Annotated in this window: 20 protein-coding genes; 4 read left to right on the top strand and 16 right to left on the bottom strand. The window is 72.4% G+C overall.

What is annotated here, in order from left to right:
- Positions 1 to 26 precede the first annotated feature (26 nt).
- Positions 27 to 638: an antibiotic biosynthesis monooxygenase gene (locus tag ACZZ9K_RS12330; protein ID WP_035809639.1), complete on the top strand. Its 612-nt coding sequence runs from the start codon at positions 27 to 29 to the stop codon at positions 636 to 638.
- On the opposite strand, the gene ACZZ9K_RS12325 is transcribed toward ACZZ9K_RS12330, so the two are convergent.
- Genes ACZZ9K_RS12325 through uriH form a run of 6 tightly spaced genes read right to left on the bottom strand, consistent with a single transcriptional unit; the run spans position 635 to position 6,294 of the window.
- Positions 635 to 1,246: a TetR/AcrR family transcriptional regulator gene (locus ACZZ9K_RS12325; protein WP_463444190.1), complete on the bottom strand. Its 612-nt coding sequence runs from the start codon at positions 1,244 to 1,246 to the stop codon at positions 635 to 637. The two genes, ACZZ9K_RS12330 and ACZZ9K_RS12325, sit on opposite strands and share 4 nt — an antisense overlap.
- Entirely contained in the window at positions 1,243 to 1,953 is a 711-nt protein-coding gene (locus ACZZ9K_RS12320; protein ID WP_463444189.1) for a DUF998 domain-containing protein, read from the bottom strand. Before ACZZ9K_RS12320 ends, ACZZ9K_RS12325 begins: the two co-directional genes overlap by 4 nt.
- Before the next feature lie 16 nt (positions 1,954 to 1,969).
- Positions 1,970 to 2,917: a Ppx/GppA family phosphatase gene (locus tag ACZZ9K_RS12315; RefSeq protein WP_463444188.1), complete on the bottom strand. Its 948-nt coding sequence runs from the start codon at positions 2,915 to 2,917 to the stop codon at positions 1,970 to 1,972.
- Positions 2,918 to 2,968: 51 nt separating this feature from the next.
- Positions 2,969 to 3,829: a ribokinase gene (locus tag ACZZ9K_RS12310; protein WP_418516377.1), complete on the bottom strand. Its 861-nt coding sequence runs from the start codon at positions 3,827 to 3,829 to the stop codon at positions 2,969 to 2,971.
- A complete protein-coding gene (gene uriT / locus ACZZ9K_RS12305; RefSeq protein WP_111057977.1) occupies positions 3,826 to 5,256 on the bottom strand; it encodes a uridine transporter UriT in 1,431 nt (476 codons plus the stop codon). Before uriT ends, ACZZ9K_RS12310 begins: the two co-directional genes overlap by 4 nt.
- A 6-nt stretch (positions 5,257 to 5,262) precedes the next feature.
- Complete coding sequence (gene uriH / locus ACZZ9K_RS12300) at positions 5,263 to 6,294, bottom strand: uridine-preferring nucleoside hydrolase UriH (protein ID WP_463444187.1); 1,032 nt, start codon at positions 6,292 to 6,294, stop codon at positions 5,263 to 5,265.
- A gap of 162 nt (positions 6,295 to 6,456) precedes the next feature.
- Between uriH and ACZZ9K_RS12295 the strand changes: the two genes are divergently transcribed.
- Positions 6,457 to 7,455 carry a LacI family DNA-binding transcriptional regulator gene (locus ACZZ9K_RS12295; RefSeq protein WP_258370918.1) on the top strand — a complete coding sequence of 333 codons (999 nt, stop codon included), beginning with the start codon at positions 6,457 to 6,459 and terminating at the stop codon, positions 7,453 to 7,455.
- Between the two features lie 100 nt (positions 7,456 to 7,555).
- Here the strand turns inward: ACZZ9K_RS12295 and ACZZ9K_RS12290 are convergent, their stop codons facing one another.
- The 9 genes from ACZZ9K_RS12290 to ACZZ9K_RS12250 form a co-directional block, all read right to left on the bottom strand.
- On the bottom strand, positions 7,556 to 9,241 hold the full coding sequence (locus tag ACZZ9K_RS12290; protein ID WP_138802399.1) for an MDR family MFS transporter: 1,686 nt from the start codon (positions 9,239 to 9,241) through the stop codon (positions 7,556 to 7,558).
- Positions 9,238 to 9,858: a TetR/AcrR family transcriptional regulator gene (locus ACZZ9K_RS12285; RefSeq protein ID WP_051597108.1), complete on the bottom strand. Its 621-nt coding sequence runs from the start codon at positions 9,856 to 9,858 to the stop codon at positions 9,238 to 9,240. The genes ACZZ9K_RS12290 and ACZZ9K_RS12285 overlap by 4 nt, the downstream gene beginning before the upstream one ends.
- A gap of 51 nt (positions 9,859 to 9,909) precedes the next feature.
- Entirely contained in the window at positions 9,910 to 10,392 is a 483-nt protein-coding gene (locus tag ACZZ9K_RS12280; protein ID WP_463444186.1) for a GNAT family N-acetyltransferase, read from the bottom strand.
- A gap of 97 nt (positions 10,393 to 10,489) precedes the next feature.
- Entirely contained in the window at positions 10,490 to 11,179 is a 690-nt protein-coding gene (locus tag ACZZ9K_RS12275) for an HAD family hydrolase (protein WP_463444185.1), read from the bottom strand.
- A 54-nt stretch (positions 11,180 to 11,233) separates the two neighbouring features.
- Positions 11,234 to 11,875: an MBL fold metallo-hydrolase gene (locus ACZZ9K_RS12270; RefSeq protein ID WP_463444184.1), complete on the bottom strand. Its 642-nt coding sequence runs from the start codon at positions 11,873 to 11,875 to the stop codon at positions 11,234 to 11,236.
- A gap of 58 nt (positions 11,876 to 11,933) precedes the next feature.
- The gene (locus tag ACZZ9K_RS12265; RefSeq protein ID WP_419766686.1) at positions 11,934 to 12,359 is read right to left on the bottom strand and encodes a MarR family winged helix-turn-helix transcriptional regulator; all 426 of its coding nucleotides are present in this window, start codon (positions 12,357 to 12,359) and stop codon (positions 11,934 to 11,936) included.
- 79 nt (positions 12,360 to 12,438) lie between these two features.
- Positions 12,439 to 13,011, bottom strand: coding sequence for a DUF3618 domain-containing protein (locus ACZZ9K_RS12260; RefSeq protein WP_463444183.1), 573 nt, complete (start codon positions 13,009 to 13,011; stop codon positions 12,439 to 12,441).
- Positions 13,008 to 13,451, bottom strand: a complete 444-nt coding sequence (locus ACZZ9K_RS12255; protein WP_051597109.1) for a phage holin family protein — start codon at positions 13,449 to 13,451, stop codon at positions 13,008 to 13,010. The genes ACZZ9K_RS12260 and ACZZ9K_RS12255 overlap by 4 nt, the downstream gene beginning before the upstream one ends.
- Positions 13,448 to 14,284 (bottom strand): hypothetical protein, encoded by an 837-nt coding sequence (locus tag ACZZ9K_RS12250; RefSeq protein WP_463444182.1) that lies wholly within the window; start codon positions 14,282 to 14,284, stop codon positions 13,448 to 13,450. The genes ACZZ9K_RS12255 and ACZZ9K_RS12250 overlap by 4 nt, the downstream gene beginning before the upstream one ends.
- Positions 14,285 to 14,430: 146 nt before the next feature.
- On the opposite strand from ACZZ9K_RS12250, the gene ACZZ9K_RS12245 reads away from it, so the two are divergent.
- Positions 14,431 to 15,186: a glycosyltransferase family 2 protein gene (locus ACZZ9K_RS12245; RefSeq protein WP_463444181.1), complete on the top strand. Its 756-nt coding sequence runs from the start codon at positions 14,431 to 14,433 to the stop codon at positions 15,184 to 15,186.
- A gap of 20 nt (positions 15,187 to 15,206) precedes the next feature.
- On the opposite strand, the gene ACZZ9K_RS12240 is transcribed toward ACZZ9K_RS12245, so the two are convergent.
- Positions 15,207 to 15,815, bottom strand: coding sequence for a helix-turn-helix domain-containing protein (locus ACZZ9K_RS12240; protein WP_138802393.1), 609 nt, complete (start codon positions 15,813 to 15,815; stop codon positions 15,207 to 15,209).
- Positions 15,816 to 15,882: 67 nt separating this feature from the next.
- On the opposite strand from ACZZ9K_RS12240, the gene ACZZ9K_RS12235 reads away from it, so the two are divergent.
- The gene (locus tag ACZZ9K_RS12235; RefSeq protein WP_463444180.1) at positions 15,883 to 16,878 is read left to right on the top strand and encodes an NAD(P)/FAD-dependent oxidoreductase; all 996 of its coding nucleotides are present in this window, start codon (positions 15,883 to 15,885) and stop codon (positions 16,876 to 16,878) included.
- Positions 16,879 to 16,902: the final 24 nt, after the last annotated feature.

The raw sequence follows: 16,902 nt of genomic DNA, 5'->3' as shown, positions 1-16,902 counted from the left end.
AAACACGGGTCCGGGACACTGGTCGTATGACTCCACAAGAGCCTGGGAGCCTGCAGTCGTCATCCGAGACCGCAGGCCCGCCCGTCACCGTCTCCGTCACCCGCCTGGTCGAACCCGACCGCATCCCCGAGGTCACCCGCTGGGTGCAGTCCGGGGTGAACCTGGCGAACCGCTACCCCGGCTTCCTCGGCTCGGGGTGGGTGCGTTCCACCGCGCAGTCCCGCGAGTGGCACATGCTCTACCGGTTCGCCGACCACGACTCCCTGGCCACGTGGGAGAACTCCGACGACCGGCTGCGCTGGCTCGACCTGGGCCGTGACCTGGTGGTGGAGTCCCGCGTCGAGAAGCGCACCGGCATCGAGGGGTGGTTCGACGTCCCGCAGGACGCCCCGGCCTCGAGCGCTCCCCCGCGGTGGAAGCAGTCCGTGAGCATCTGGCTCGGCTTCTTCCCCGTGAACCTCGCGTTCACGTACCTGACGGCCTGGCTCGTCCCCGCGTTCGCGCACGTCGCGATCCTGCCCCGGGTGCTCATCACGACCGTCGTGCTCACGCCGATCATGACGTTCTGGGTGCTGCCGTTCGTGACGAAGCTGATCCGTCCGTGGCTGCTCGCACCGCCGAGGTCCGAGCGGGCCTAGCCGACGGCCCCGAGCGGCACGGGCCCGTCGTGGCCGAGGGCGTCCCATCCGACCTGCAGCATGTGCGGCCGGGCCTCGGTCGCAGAGGCGTCGGTCTCGTACGTCAGCGCGAGCATCACGATCGCACCGAACGCCCCGGAGACCCGTGCCCGCCGGTCGAGCGGGGTGGCCGTGGCGTCGGCCATGTCGATGCCGAACACGTCGAGGAGCGTCGCTGCGACCGGTTCGAGCCGGACGCCGACGTCGTCCCCGCGCCGCAGGGTGAACGCCGCGAGCGCGAGTTCCGCCCACCCCGGCCGGGCGAGAGCGAGGTCGGCGATCCCTGCGAGCGCCGCGGCGTCGCGGGCCTCCCCCGCGGGGGCGGCGGCGGCGACTGCCCGGATCGCCTCGGTCTGCGCGGTGCACTGCGCGAGCGCGGCCTCGACGAGCAGCTCCTTGCTCGTGAACCGGGCGAGGATGCCCGCCTTCGAGTAGCCGGCCTGGTCGGCGACGGCCTGCACGGCGGTGTCCTTGATGCCGCGGCGGGCGATGAGTCCGGCGGTGATGTCCAGGACGCCCCCGTTGATCTCCTCGGCGGAGGGCCGAGCACGGCGCGCAGGCCGGCTCACGCGCCGACCGCCGAGGCCCGTGCCGTCCGCAGGCGCCGGGTCCCCGCAACGAGCAGGGCGATCCCGGTCAGGAGCTCCCACGCGACGATCGTGTACACGGACGCACGCTCCCACACGCCGTCGGGGAGCACCTCGATCGCCGTCGACGACGAGTCCACGAGGAGCATCACGAGGGAGACGAGGCCGACGATCCCGAGCACGACGCTCGCGACCCGGTAGGCCGTCGGCGCCCGCAGCGCCCGGGACCCGATCCCGGCGGTGATCGCCACGAGGTTGCCGGTCGTGATCGCTGCGGCGGCGCCGAGCACGTGGAACACGATGGTGCCCGCGTCGGTGCTCGTCTGGCTGCCGTGGAACGAGCCGACCAGGACCATCCCGACCAGGTGGACCACGGCGAGGACCGCGGTCGCCACCCGCGCACGGCGGGACGCGGCGCGGAACACCACGGCGGCGAGCACCGCTGCGATCCCGAACAGGACGCCCTGCCCGATGAACGTCGTGTTCATGAGCACGTGCAGCGGTGAGTCGATCGACCGCCCCTGGAACGTGCCGACGTCGGGGACGCCGAGGTCGGAGATGTAGTTGGTCGCGTAGTCGTAGCCGGGGAACGCCGACGCCGAGACGGCTTCGCCGACGAGCCAGCCGACTCCCGCCACCGTCCAGAGTGCCCCGGGGACCAGCGCTCCGCGAGTGTCCGTTTTGGTCATCTCCTGACCATATCGGTCACGACTGGGAGTTGCCCAGCACCGACAACTGGTCGAGCCGCTCGAGGATGACGCCCTCACGCAGCGCCCACGGGCAGATCTCGAGCGCAGGCAGGTCGAAGATGTCCAGGCACGCCTCGGCGACGAGCGCCCCGGGCACCACCTGGTGTGCGCGGCTCGCCGAGACGCCCGGCAGCGCCGCGAGTTCGTCGACCGACATCGTGAGCAGCTCCGGCAGGCGCTGCCGCAGCACGTCGCCGTCGAGGGCACGGGGCACGAGCGGTCCGGCGGCCGAGGGCGCGGCCCCGCAGATCCGGGCGATCGACCGGAACGTCTTCGACGTCGCCACGGCCCGGTCCGGGCGGCCCGAGCGGAGCAGCCGTCCGGCGTCCCGGGCGATCTCGACGCGGATCTCGTGCCGGATGCGGCGGACGTCGTCCTCGGTCGGGGTGCCGGCGGCGAAGTAGGAGCGCGCCAGGCGTGCGGCGCCGATCGGCATCGACCACGCGACGTCCGGTGCCTCGTCGGCACCACCGGCGATCTCGAGCGAGCCACCGCCGATGTCGAAGACCGCCAGGCGACCGGCGGACCATCCGAACCAGCGGCGCACGGCCAGGAACGTCAACCGGGCCTCGTCGGAGCCGGACAGGACGGCCAGCTCGACCCCGGTGGACGACTCGACGTGGGCGAGCACCGCCTCGGAGTTGCCGGCGTCGCGCACCGCCGAGGTGGCGAACGCGAGCATGTCCTCGCAGCCGCGCTCCTCGGCGACGCGGACGGCGTCGGCGACGAAGGTGGTCAGGGCGTCGATCCCCTGCCGGGTCACCGCGCCCGAGGCGTCGAGGTGCTCGGCCAGCCGCAACGGCTGCTTGAACGAGGACGCCGGCAGCGGCGCGGCGCCGCCGTGGGCGTCCACCACGAGCAGGTGGCCGGTGTTGGACCCGATGTCGAGGACTCCCACGCGCATGGACTCAACGCTAGTGGGCCGCGCGGTCACCCCACGGCCGGGAGGCCCGTCCTACGCCCGCAGGAACGCCTCCAGCTCGGCGGTGGTCGGGTACGAGGCCTGTGCGCCCGGCTTGGTCGCGGCGTACGCCCCGACCCCCACCGCGAACCGAGCGGCGTCGACGAGGGTGTCCCCCGCGGCCAGACGCAGCGCCACCGCACCCATGAAGGCGTCGCCACAGCCCGTGGTGTCCACGGGCTCGACCCGGACGGCGTCGATCGACACCGGCTCGGCACCCCCGTCGTGCACGACGCAGCCGGCACCGCCGCGGGTGACGATCGACCGGGCGACGCCGTGGTCACCGAGCGCCGCGGCCTCGTGCTCGTTCACCAGCAGCACGTCGGTCAGTTCGAGGAGCTCGGCCGGCACGGCACCGAACGGTGACAGGTTCGTGAGCACCGTGACGCCGGCGGCGTGCGCGGCCCGGGCGGCGGCGAGGACGACGTCGATCGAGACCTCGAGGCAGAGTCCGAGCACCGCGGCGCCGGCGAAGACGTCGTCCGGCACGTCGTCCGGCGTCAGCGTGCCGTTCGCCCCGGCGGAGATCACGATGGTGTTCTCACCTGCGGCGTCGACCGTGATGACGGCGGTGCCGGTCGCGACGCCCTCCCGGATCGCGACGTGCGTCGTGTCGACCCCCGCAGCCGCGACGGAGTCGCGGAGCAGCGCACCGTTCCCGTCGTCGCCGACCGCACCGATCATGCGCACCGTGCCCCCGAGCCTCCCGGCAGCCACCGCCTGGTTGGCGGACTTGCCGCCGGGCAGGATCGCGAGGTCGGAGCCCTGCAGGGTCTCACCGGGCTGGGGGAAGCGCGCGGTGCGGACCACCAGGTCCGCGTTGAGCGACCCGACGACGACGATGCTCTCGGTCAACGGACGGTCTCCTTCTGCGGGGCGACGGACGTGGTCTCGGCGCCCTCCGGACGGGGGATGAGGAACGAGATCGCGAGCGCGACGGTCGTGATCGCGGCCCCGAGCAGCATGCCACCGGAGTACCCGGCGGTGCCCGCGGAACCGCCGACGCCGAGCGCGATCTGCAGCGCGGGCAGGACGGCGAAGCTGACGCCCGCGCCGAGGTTGAACGCACCGGCGTTCAGGCCGGGCAGGAACCCGGGGTTCGACTCCGGCGACAGCACGATGCCCAGGCCGTTCAGGATGATGTTCGCGATGCCGGCGTAGGTGATGCCGATGAGCACGGTCGCGGTGACCAGCACGGGCAGCGAGTGCACGCCGACCAACGCCATCAGGACGGTCGAGACGATGCTGCCGATCAAGCCGACGCGCAGGACGGCGCGGTACCCGATGGTCGGGGCGAGGCGGCCGGCGAAGGGCCCGACGATCCACCCGACCAGCGCGTACGGGGTGAGGAACACGAGCGACGCCAGGTCGGGCTCCATCCCGAAGCCGGCGTCGCCGTTCTGCGCGAGCGAGGTGACCAGGCCGTTGACCACCGCGAAGACGCCCGTCATCGTCAGGAACGTCGTCGCCAGGAGCGCCCAGGTCGCACGGCGCTTCAGGAACCGGGTCTCGACCAGGGGCTCCCGCACCCGCGACTCGACGGCCCAGAACACGGCGAAGGCGACGAGCGCGACGACGACGCCACCGACCACGAGCACGGGGTTCGCCGCGCCGAGCTTGCCGGCCTCGTTGAACGCCGTGAGCAGCGCACCGACGCTCACCACGAGGGGCACGACGCCGATCCAGTCCATCCGGGTGCCGGCGGAGGGCTTCGACTCGACCCCCCAGACGGCGACCAGGAGCAGGGCGATCACGGTGACGACGGCGATGACCCAGAAGATCCCGCGGAACCCGAAGTTCGTCGCGATCCACCCGCCGGCCAGGGCGTCGACGCCCGCGATGCCGCCGTTCACGGCGGTCAGCAGGCCGAGCGCGGCGCCGTAGCGCTTCGGGTCGCTGATCTCGTTGCGCAGGACGAGCAGGCAGATCGGGACGACCGGACCGGTGACGCCCTGGATGATGCGACCCGCGAAGAGCATCGGCACGTTCACCGCGAGCGCGGCGACGATGCTGCCGACGAGCATCACGGCGAGCATGCCGATCAGCACGCGCTTGCGGCCCACGATGTCGGACAGCCGCGGCAGGAACAGCGAGAACAGCGCCGCGAGCGTGAAGTACAGGGTCTGCGACAGGCCGATGGTGGCGTCGTCGGTGTTCAGCTCGCGCGCCATCGTGACGAGGGCGGGGCTGAGCATGCTCGCGTTCAGCTGGAACGCGATGCACGCGGCGAGGAGCGCGGCGGTGAGGGCGCCGATCGACTTCTTCGTCGAGGTGGTGGTCATGGGGGTTCAGCGCTCCGGGGTCGTGGTGATGCCGGCTTCGACGGCGTCGGCGGCGGCACGTGGGGTCCAGCTGGTGTCGGCCGTCTCGCCGATGCGCTCGAGGGCGTCGACGACGAGGTCCCAGAACCGGCCGTGGTCGAGCTCCATCGCGGCGCTCGTGCGGCAGTCCTCGGGTGCGGGGGCGCGGAAGTCGGCGACGGTCATGCCGAGGGTCAGCGCGCCCTGGGTCTCGACGTGGATCGGGACCTTCACGGCGCGGACGATCGTGGGGTCGATCACGTACGCGACGGCGCAGGGGTCGTGGACCGGCGGGGCGTCGAAGCCCTGGGCGTCCTTGTAGGTCTGGCCGAAGAAGTCGAGCAGCTCGCCGACGAACGCGGCGGGGGCGGTGCCGACGCCGGCGATGCGCGCGGCGACCTCGGGGGTGGCCAGGGCCTGGTGCGTCAGGTCGAGGCCGACCATCACGACGTCCCAGCCAGCCTCGAACACGATGGCCGCGGCCTCGGGGTCGATGACGATGTTGAACTCGGCGACCGGGCTCCAGTTGCCGACGTGCACGCCGCCGCCCATGAGCACGACCTGCTTGACGCGCTCGACGATGCGGGGCTCCTTGCGGGCGGCGAGGGCGATGTTCGTCAGGCCGCCGGTCGGCACGAGGGTGACCGTGCCGGGCTCGTGGGCCATCACGGTGTCGATGATCAGGTCGACGGCGTGGCGCTCGTCGAGGTCGAACGACGGCTCGGGGAGCATCGGGCCGTCCAGGCCGCTCTCGCCGTGGATGTCCGGTGCGACCTCGATCTGGCGCAGCAGCGGGCGGGCGGCTCCGGCGGCGAACGGCACCCCGGTGATGCCGGCGATGCGGGCGACGGCCAGGGCGTTGCGGGTGACCTTCGGCAGGGTCTGGTTGCCGACGACGGTGGTGACGGCGAGCAGGTCGATGGCCGGGCTGCCGTGGGCGAGCAGGAGCGCCACGGCGTCGTCGTGGCCGGGGTCGCAGTCGAGGATGATCTTCGCGGCGGGCTGGGTCGCATCGGGCACGCTGGGCGCTCCACTTCTTCGGGGAATCGAGGTGAGTGCTCGACGTGGTGGGGATCCACGGGCCGGCAGAGCGCTGGCGACGTGGCGCGTCAAGCGTTTGACATCGAAACACGTCAAACGCTTGACGTCAAGTTCGACCACCGCGCTCGCTAGCATCGACGAGTGCCCTCCCCCGCCGCCCCGAGCCGTCGTGTGACCGCTGCGATGGTGGCCGAGCGTGCGGGCACGAGCATCGCCACGGTCTCCCTCGTCGTGAACGGCAAGGACCGCGGGCGGGTCTCCGCTCCCATCGCCGCACGGGTCCGCGACGCCGTGGACGACCTCGGCTACGTCGTCGACCACGCCGCCAGCTCGTTGGCGCGCGGCAGCGGCGACCTCGTCGTGTTCATCGCCCCCGACCTGTCGAACCCGTTCTTCGCCGAGGTCATCCGTGGCGTCCGCGACACCCTGGGCGACCGGTTCCAGCTCGTGCTCTCCGTCACCGAGCGGGGTGCACAGCCGGTCGCGGCCGACGTCCGGCGCTTCGAACGGCTCCGGCCGGCCGGCATCCTGGTCGACGCACCTGCCGCCGACGAGTCGATGTCGGCGAGCGTCCCCGTGGTGCTGCTCGACGCCCCCGGTGGGCCCGAGGCGGTCAACTACGACCTCTCCACCGGCGTGCACGACCTCGTCGCCCACCTGCACGACCAGGGACACCGGCACGTGGGCTACCTCGACGGCACCTCGCGGGCTGCGACGTTCGGCGTGCGCCGGGAACTGTTCGAGCAGGCCTGTGCGGAGGCCGGCATCACGGTGTCCGAGGTCACCGCCCGCGCCGACCTGACCGTGGAGGCCGCGGCCTCGGCCACCGAGCACGTCATCGAGGCCTGGCAGGACGACGACGTCACCGCCGTCGTCGCAGCCGCGGACACCCTTGCCTACGGAGTCCTGCGGGTCGCCGGCGCGCTCGGCATCGCCGTCCCCGGCGCACTCGCGGTCGCGGGCTTCGACGACCTGCCGTCGTCGTCGGTCACCGCGCCGGCCCTGACGAGCGTGGCGCTGCCCGGCGCCGACCTCGGTCGGGCTGCGGCACTGCGGCTCCTCGCGACGCTCGACGGCACGGCCGCCGAGCCCGCGGCCCTGCCGACGCGGCTCGTGCCGCGCGCGAGCACCGGCGCGTAGCGCGGGGTCACCGCGACCTCACGCGCTCAGCGACAGCTCACGCGCGCGGGAACGCGCGAGGTGTCGCTCAGCGCGAAAGTCCGGCCGCGGCAATGAGCGTCTACCGGTCGGTGTCCCGCCCCGGTGCGGAACCCTCCGGAGCCGCCGCGTGCTCCGCACGCGCAGCACGCTGCGCGCGCTCGAGCTCGTCGGCCTCGTCGCCGCCGACGGCCTCGCCACGGGCGACCATGCCGGCCGTGTCGGAGAGCGTGATCTGCGGCAGGAAGAGCGCGAGCAGGAACGCCACCGCGATGAACGGCAGCAGGTACCAGAACACCGGTGCGAGCGAGTCGGCGTAGGCGTTCACGACGCCGTCCTGCACCGCCGGCGGCAGGCCCGCGACGGTCGACGGGTCGATGCTCCCCGCCGAGGACGCCGCATCGGTCGCCGACCCACCGGCACCGCGGAACACGTCGGTCAGCGACGTCGTGAGCCGCGCGGTGAAGAGCGCACCGAAGACGGCGGTGCCGAGGGAGGCACCGACCTCGCGGAAGTAGTTGTTCGTCGACGTGGCGGTACCGACCTGCTCGGCGGGTACGGCGTTCTGCGCGACGAGGACGACCACCTGCATGATCAGGCCGAGCCCCGCACCGAAGACGAACAGGTACGCGCAGATCAGCCAGATCGGTGTGTCCGCCGCCAGCTGGGTCATCGCGAGCATCGCGATGGCCACCAGGACCGTGCCGACGATCGGGAACATCCGGTAGCGCCCGGTCTTGGTGATCAGGACACCCGAGGCGATCGAGGTGCCGATCAGGCCGGCCATCATCGGCAGCATCAGCAGGCCGGAGACCGCCGCCGAGGTACCCGAGGCCATCTGCAGGAACGTCGGGACGAAGCCGATCGCGGCGAACATACCGATGCCGAGCACGAGGCCGATGCCGGTGGCCAGCAGGAAGGTGCGGTTGCGGAAGAACGACAGCGGGAGCACGGGGTCCTGGGCACGGGACTCGACGAACACCAGGAGCGCTGCCGAGACGACGAGACCGGCGAACCAGGCCCAGGTCTCGGGGGCGTCCCAGCCGTGGTCCTTGCTGCCGCCGAACTCCGAGAAGAACACCAGGCACGTGGTCGCGGCGGACATGAACAGCACGCCGAGGACGTCGATGCGCTTCGTCGCCTTCTTGTTCGGCAGGGTCAGTGCGAACCACGCCACGAAGAACGCCGCGATGCCGACCGGGATGTTGATGTAGAACGCCCAGTTCCAGGTGAGGTGGTCCACGAAGAAGCCACCGAGCAGCGGGCCACCGATGGCGGACAGGCCGAAGATCGCGCCGAGCGGGCCGAGGTACTTGCCGCGCTGCGAGGCCGGGACGATGTCCGCGATGATCGCCTGCGACAGGATCATCAGGCCGCCGCCGCCGAGCCCCTGCATGGCGCGGAACGCCACGAGCTGCGTGAAGTCCGTGGCGAACGCGCACCCGGCCGACGCGATGGTGAACAGCGCGATCGCGATGAGGAACAGGTTGCGGCGACCGAGGACGTCACCGAACTTGCCGTAGACGGGCATCACGATGGTGGAGGCGAGCAGGTACCCGGTCGTCAGCCAGGCCTGGTGCGCGACGCCGCCGAGCTCGCCGACGATGGTCGGCATCGCGGTGGAGACGATGGTCTGGTCGAGGCTGGAGAGCAGCATCCCCGCGATCAGGGCGGAGAAGATGATCCAGATGCGACGCTGCGTCAGGAGCAGCGGGCCGTCGGAGCCTGGGCGGGCACGCTTGGTGGTGCCCGGCGCGGTGGCGCTCATGTGGTGTGTTCCCGTTCGGTCGTGGTGACCGCCCTGAGCAGGCGGAGGTTCTCGGTGAGCAGCGCGTCGAACGTCGGTCCGGTGGCTTCGTCGAAGGCGTCGTCGAAGTACGTCTCCGCGGTCACCTTCAGCAGCGCGGCCGCGGCCTCGGTCACCAGGCGCGCCCGACGGTCGCCAGGGTCGTCCCACCCGAACCGACGGCGCACGGCCACGGTGACCCGGGCGAGCTGCACGTCGGTCGCCGACAGGAACCGCGCGACGAGCGCCGGTTCCCGCTCGAAGACCCGACGCATCATGGCCTCGTCGGCACGGACGAACCCGACCCGGCCGAACTGGTCGATCGCCAGCGCCACGATCGACCCGAGGGGGTCGAGCTCGCCGGGGACGATCCCGCCCGCGGCGTAGGCGTCGATCGCCTCGACGTCGGCGTTGAGCTCGATGCCGAGCACGGCGTCGTCCTTCGAGCCGAAGTGGTTGAAGAACGTGCGGCGCGACACCCCGACGGTCTCGCAGAGCTGCTCGATCGTGAAGCCGTGCAGCCCGTGTTCGACCGTCGCCCGACGTGCCTCGACGATCATGCGTCGACGCAGTGCGCGGGTGCGTTCGGTGGTGCTCACCGAGCAAGAATTGCACTCTCCTGCTGAAAGTGCAATACGGCTGGGAACGGGCTACAGGGCCTTCTCGAAGCAGAACGACCACGGCATGGTCGCGACGTAGGGCTCGTAGACCGCGATCTGTTCCCAGCCGGTCTTGCGGTAGAGCGCCACGGCGTCGGGCTGCTTGTCACCGGTCTGCAGGATGAGCCGCCCGGCGCCGAGTTCGCGACCGACGCGCTCGCACTCGTCGAGCAGCGCGGTGGCCGCACCCTTGCCGCGCGCCGAGGCGAGCACGATGAGCCGCTTCAGCTCGACCTCGTCACCCAGACGCCGGACGGCGATGTGCCCGACCGGTTCGCCGGACTCGTCGACGGCCAGGATCGACGTGACGACGGTCGACGGGTCGACGCTCAACGCACGACCCCGCTCGGCGGTGACAGCAGGGTCCTCGCCGGCGTTCGCCGACCCGTAGCGTTCGTGCATCTCGTCGTCCATGCGGGCGCGGAGCACCACGCTGCGGGGGTCGTCCCAGGACACGCGTTCGATCGTGATCACGAACGTCGATCCTGGCACGGGCGACCGACGACGCGGAAACCGAGGTGCCCGTCGGGCGCGACCGGCGCCGCCCGTCAGGCGCGACCGGCGCCGCCCGTCAGGCGCGCTGGCCGAGTGCCGCGATCGGGCCCTCGCCGGCTCGGAACGCCGCGAGCACGGCCGCAGCGTCGTCGTACACCTCGGCCGCCCCGGCACCGCGGAGCTCGTCGCCGCCGATGCCGCCGGTCATCACGCCGACGCACTGCACCCCCACCTTGCCGGCGGACTCGACGTCCCACATCGCGTCCCCGACCATCACGGCGTCGTCGGCGGAGACCCCGGCCTTGTCGAGCGCGACCCGGATGATGCCGGGGTCCGGCTTCGCCTGCTCGACGTCCTCGGAGCTGGTCTCGGCGGTGACCCACTCGCCCGCGTCGAGCAGGTCGCGCAGGCGGGCGAGTTCGTGCTCGGGAGCGCTGGTCGCCAGGACCACGGCGTGCCCCGCTTCGGCGACGGCCTGCAGGAGTTCGCGTGCACCCGGCAGCAGCCGGAGCCGCGGCATCTGCTCGGCGTAGTAGGCGGTGTGGAACTGCTTCGCGGCGTCGCGGGTCTCCTGGGACGCGTCCGGCAGCAGCGTCTCGAGCAGCTTCGCTGAGTCCATCCCGATCGCGCGGTGGATCCGCCAGGCGTCGACGGACTCCCCCGCCGCCAGGAACGCCCGCCACCACGCGTCGATGTGCGCGTAGTTCGAGTCGGCGAGGGTGCCGTCGATGTCGAAGAGGACTGCTGTCGTGGGTGCGTCGGCCATCCCACCATGCTGCTCGGGAGGCCCGGATCGCCTCCCAGGGGCCGCCCGCGTCCGTCAGACGGTGATCGTCTCCCCCGCGGGCAGGATCAGGACGGGCACCGGCCCGAGACCGTCGGGTCCGAGGAAGCGCGCGGCGGACTGCTGGCCGAGCTCGCTCAGCATCGCCTCGTGGATCTGCACGGCCCGCTCCGGCGCCACGGCTCGCACGTAGTCGACGGCCTGGGCGGTGTTCGTCCACGGCCCACTCGTCGGCAGCAGCAGGGTCGGCACCGGGACACCGGGCTCGAGGTACGCGTCGCCCGGGTGGAACACCGCGTCGTCCACCAGGTAGCCGACGTTCGCGGTGGACGGGATGTCGGGGTGGATGACGGCGTGCTGCTCGCCGAAGACCCGGACGGAGAACGGTCCGACCGCGATCGTGTCGCCGGCGTGCACCGCTTGGACCCGGCCGTGGTGTTCACCGAGCTGCTCGACGACGGTCTCCGGACCGCGGACGACGAGGTCCGGGTTCGCGGAGAGTCCCGCGCGCAGGGCGTCGATGTCGAAGTGGTCGGGGTGGTCGTGCGTGACGAGGACGCCCGCTGCTCCGCGGACGAGGTCGACGGCCTCGGGCGTGAACACCCCGGGGTCGATGACGAGGGTGACGCCGTCCTGCTCGAGGACGACGGTGGCGTGGTTGTACTTCGTCAACTCCATGCGCACAACTGTACAGCCGTGTTGTACTTCTCGGGCTCCCGATAAGGTGAGCGGTCGTTCAGTCGGCCCGACGCGCGACCCGCTCGAACAACTCGGGCAGACGGCGCAGCAGCGCACGCTCCTCGGCGTCGGTCTCCTCGCGGATCGCCTCGGCCAGCCAGTCCGTGCGGGCGTCCATGTCCCGCTGCAGTGCGGCCCGGCCGGCGTCCGTGATCCGGATGACCGACGCGCGGCGGTCGGTGTCCGACGCCGTCCGGTCGACGTAGCCGAGCTCGGCCAGTTCGCCGACCGTGCGGGACTGCCCCTGGTGCTTCACCCCGCGGCGGCGCGCGAGTTCCGCGATCGTCATCGGACCCTCGCGGTGCAGGAACCCGAGGGTGGTGGTGTGCGTGGCCGGCAGCGCGTCCGCCTCGCGTCGTGCGGCACGCACGACCCGGCCGATGGACTGTCGGAGCTCCGCAGCGAGCTCGTCGATCGGGTCCATGCCCGGAACGCTACCGCGTCACGGACAGGAGGCGCGGTGCCAGCTGGCACCGCGCCTCCTGTCCGTCACGGGGTTCCGCTCAGCTGCTGCGGACGTCGTCCGCCGCACCCTGCGCGTTGTCCTTGACGTCGGACGCGGCCCCCTGTGCCTCGCCCTTGACCGCCTGCGCGGCGTCCTGCGCGGTCCCCTTGAGGTCCTGCGCGTGCTCCTTCGCCACGTCGCCGAGCTGCGAGCCGACGTCCTTTGCCTGCTCCTTGACCTCGTCGACGAGCGGTGCAGCCTTGTCCTTCAGCTCACCGGCGAGCGCTTCTTCCTTCTCGGTGGTCGGCAGGAGCGACGACACGAGCCAACCGGCACCGAACGCGATGAGGCCGACGGCCAGGGGGTTGCCCTTCGCCTTCTCGACGCCCTTCTGCGCGACGTCCTTCGCCTGGCCGGTCGCGCCCGAGGCGGAACCGGAGGCGCTCGAGCGGGCCGACTGGGCCGCGCCCATCATGGACTCGCGGACGTCCTGGAACCGGCCCTTCACCTTCTCGCTCTGGCGGTGGGCGATGGACGACGGGCTGACCTTGTCGGCGAGGGCGTCGACGTCGGAGCCGAGTTCGCCGCGGGTGCGCTCGATGTCGGCGCGGATCTCGTCTGGGGTGCTCATGGCTTCCTCCCGGTGTTGGGCTTGAGTGTCTCGGGGACTTCCTTGGCGGTCTCGACCGTCTGCGGGGCGCCCTTGATCTCCTTGATCTCCTTGCGCCCGCGGACAGCCAGGATCGCGGCGACGATCGCGTAGACGACCGCGATGATCAGGGCGGACCAGGCGTTGCCGATCAGGTAACCGAGGCCCCACCACGCGGCGATCGACAGGAACAGCAGGGCGAACACGGCGGTGAGTCCGGCGCCGCCGAACATCCCGCCCGCCTTGCCGGCCTTCTTCGCGGAGTCGGTCAGCTCGGCCTTCGCGAGGGCGACCTCCTGCCGGAACAGGCTGGAGAGGTCGCGCGACACGTCGGACAGCAGCTCACCGAGCGGTGTGGTCGCAGCGCGCTCCTCGGGCGTCGGTTCGCCCAGGGGTGTCGCGCCGGGGACGGACTGGCTCATACGCCACTCCCCGATCCGGTCGTGCCGTCGCCGGCCTCCTTCTCGTGCTTGACCTCGGTCGCGAGCGCCTTGGTCAGGCGGCCGGCCAGCAGGCCCGCGCCCGCGGCGATCGCGATGAAGGTGCCGGGGCGCTTCGCGGCGAAGGTCTTCACCTCGTCGAGCAGCGAGCCCGGGTCGCGGTTCTCGAGGAACCCGGCGGCGGACGTCGCGCGGCCCGACAGGTCGCGGACGACCTTCGAGGCCACACCCTGCTCGTCGTCGTTCTCGGCCATGCGCCCGAGCTGCTCGCCCAGGGAGCGGAGTCCGCCGGCAGCGCGCTGCTGCTGCTCGCCGGCCTGCTGCTTGAGGTTCTCGGACGCCTGGCCGTAGAGCTGCTTGGCGTGGTCGGTCGCCTCGGAGGCGACCTTCGACGCCTGCTCCTTGGCGGTGCCCGCGACGTTCGCGGCCTTCTCCTTGGCGTCGCCGGCGACGTCCTGCGCGGCACCCTTCGCCGCATCGGCCTTGCCGGAGCCGCTGCCGTCGCCGCTGGCGCTGCCAGAGCCGCTGGAGCCGCTGACGCCGTCGGCGGAGCCAGCGGACGCGGCGGACGGGACGGCGGGGAGCTGCTCGTCGGCCGGGACGGCGTCGAGGGGTGCGTCGAACGGAACCTCTGCGGCGCTCTCGCCGTACGGGTCGTCGGTCCGGGGCGCACCGGGGTCGGTGGATCGCGCGGCGGGGGTACCGCTGGCGTACGACGGCACGGTCACGCCGGGGGCGACCTCGTGCCCCTCGGAGGCTGCGGTGCGGTCGTGGATGGGCGTCCCGGAGTCGTTCCCGGGTGGGTTCGTGGTCATGGTCGGCCTTCCGGTTGTCGTCGCCCCCGGCGTGCACCGGGGGCGTTTCGCAACGAACCTGCGCCGTGCCCTCTTGGGCCTGTCCCAGGATCACCGGGAAACGCGGTCCGGCAATCCGCACAGCCGACAGCCGGTTGGATCGACGGGTGCCCTGTGTCTCGGTCGTGATCCCCGTGCGGGACGATGCCGTGCACCTGCGCCGGTGCCTCGCGGCCCTCGCGGCCCAGACCCGGCCCGCCGACGAGGTCGTCGTGGTCGACAACGGCAGCACCGACGACAGCGCGGCGATCGCCCGGGACGCCGGCGCGGTCGTGGTCACGGAGCCGGTGCGCGGGATCGCCCGGGCCTCGGCGCGCGGCTACGACCGGGCGTCCGGCGACGTCGTCGTGCGGCTCGATGCCGACTCCGTCCCACCGCCGTCCTGGATCGCCGACGCCGTCCGCCTGCTCGCCGACCCCGAGGTCGTCGCGGTCACCGGTCCGGGCCGGCCCCGGAACGGTGGCCCCGTGGTGCGCCGACTGTGGGACGCCGTCTACATGGGCCCGTACTTCGTGCTGATGTGGAGTGCGCTCGGACACCCACCGTTGTTCGGGTCCGCCATGGCGATGCGCCGGTCGACGTGGGCCGCCGTCGGAGGGCGAACGCACCGGGACGACGCCGAGGTGCACGACGACGTCGACCTGAGCATGCAGCTCGACCCGGCCTGGCGGGTGGTGGCCGACCCCGTGCTCACGGTGCAGGTGTCCGCGCGACCGTTGTCGGGCCTCCCGTCCGTCTGGGTGCGGACGCGACGCGCCTTCCACACGTTCCGCGTGAACGGCCGGCGGGCCAACCCGGTGCGCCGGTGGGCACGTCGGCTGCGATCGCGGTCGCGGTCGCGGCGGTGGTGGCGCAGCCGCTGACGACGGCTCCGGTCAGCCGGTCACCGAGCAGGTCGCGACCGCACGTGCGCCCGCTCGCCCTGCGGCCCGTACAGGCACAGCACCTCGGTGACGGAGTCGGTCACGTTGCCCATCCAGTGCGGGGTGTGGGTGTCGAACTCGGCGACCTCACCGGGACCCAGGTCGAGGTCGTGCTCCCCCAGCACCAGCCGGAGCCGTCCGGACAGCACGTAGAGCCACTCGTAGCCCTCGTGCGTCTTGAGCGACGGTTCCCCACCCGGGGTGTTCGGCGGGAACAGCTGCTTGAACGAGCGCACCCCGCCGGTCCGCTTCGTCAGCGGGACGACGACGCGGCCGCCGTGCACCTCGGGCTTCATGTGCACGCGCGGGTCGCCGGTCTGCGGTGCGCCGACCAGGTCGTCGAGGGGCACCTGGTAGGCCCGGGCGAGGGGCAGCAGCAGTTCCAGCGTGGGCTTCCGCTGGCCGGACTCGAGCCGCGACAGGGTGCTCACCGAGATCCCCGTCTGCGCGGACAGTGCCGCGAGCGTGACGTCGCGGTGGGCGCGCAGCGCGCGGAGTCGGGGGCCGACCCCGTCGACGACGTCGGCCGTCGTGCGCGGGACGACCGGTCCCGAGGTGCTGTGTGCCATGCGGGCCATGTTGCCACATCAGCAAACTTCGTTGCCGTTCTCTCGTGACCGGCCGCATGATCAGCGCATGCCTGGACACTTCGACGTCATCGTCATCGGCGGCTCGGCCGCCGGCCTCTCCGCCGCCCTGATCCTCGGCCGTTCGCGGCGCTCGGTGCTCGTCGTCGACTCCGGCGAGCCCCGCAACGCTCCGGCGGCCGGCGCACACAACTACCTCGGCCACGAGGGCGTCGCGCCCGCCGAGCTGATCCGCATCGGTCGCGACGAGGTCGCCGCCTACAGCGTCCAGGTCACGGCCGGGAGGGTCGTGGCCACGTCCGCCACGACCGGTGACGGTCACGACCCGGTCGGCTTCTCGGTCACGCTGGACTCGGGCGCGGTCGTCACGGCCCGCAGACTGGTCGTCGCCTCCGGCGCCGTGGACGTCCTGCCCGAGGTCCCGGGCCTGGCCGCACAGTGGGGGCGCGGGGTCGTGCACTGTCCGTTCTGCCACGGGTGGGAGATCCGCGACCAGCGGATCGGGGTCCTCGCAACGACGCCGAACGCCGCACACCACGCGCTCATGTTCCGGGCACTGAGCGACCGGGTGACCGCGTTCCTGACCGATCCGAGGCTGATGGACGACACCACCCTGGCCGGTTTGGCAGCCCGCGGCGTCTCGGTGGTTCAGGGCCCGGTCGCCGCCGTGGTCTCCGAGGGCGACCGGCTGACCGGGGTCCGGCTCGGCGACGGTTCCTTCGTCGAGCTCGATGCCCTGGCCACGGCGAGCCGGCCCGAGGCGCGGGTGGACTTCCTGTCCGGGCTCGGCCTCGCAGCCACCGACCAGTTCATGGGCGACCACCGCTTCGCGACCGCGCTGACCGTGGACGCGGCCGGGCAGACCACCGTGCGCGGGGTGTCCGCGGCCGGCAACGTGACGGCCCCGATGGCGACGGTCATCGCGTCGGCTGCTGCCGGCACCCAGGTGGGCGCAGCGGTGCACGGCGACCTGGTGCAGGCCGACCTGGCCGCGGCGCTGGCCGGGGTCGGCGCTGGCGCTGTTTCGGGCGCTGTTTCGGGCTGAGCGACAGTTCGCGGGGCCGGTCGG

Source organism: Curtobacterium sp. AC268 (assembly GCF_979258745.1).
This window is presented reverse-complemented; position numbering and strand designations above follow the sequence as displayed.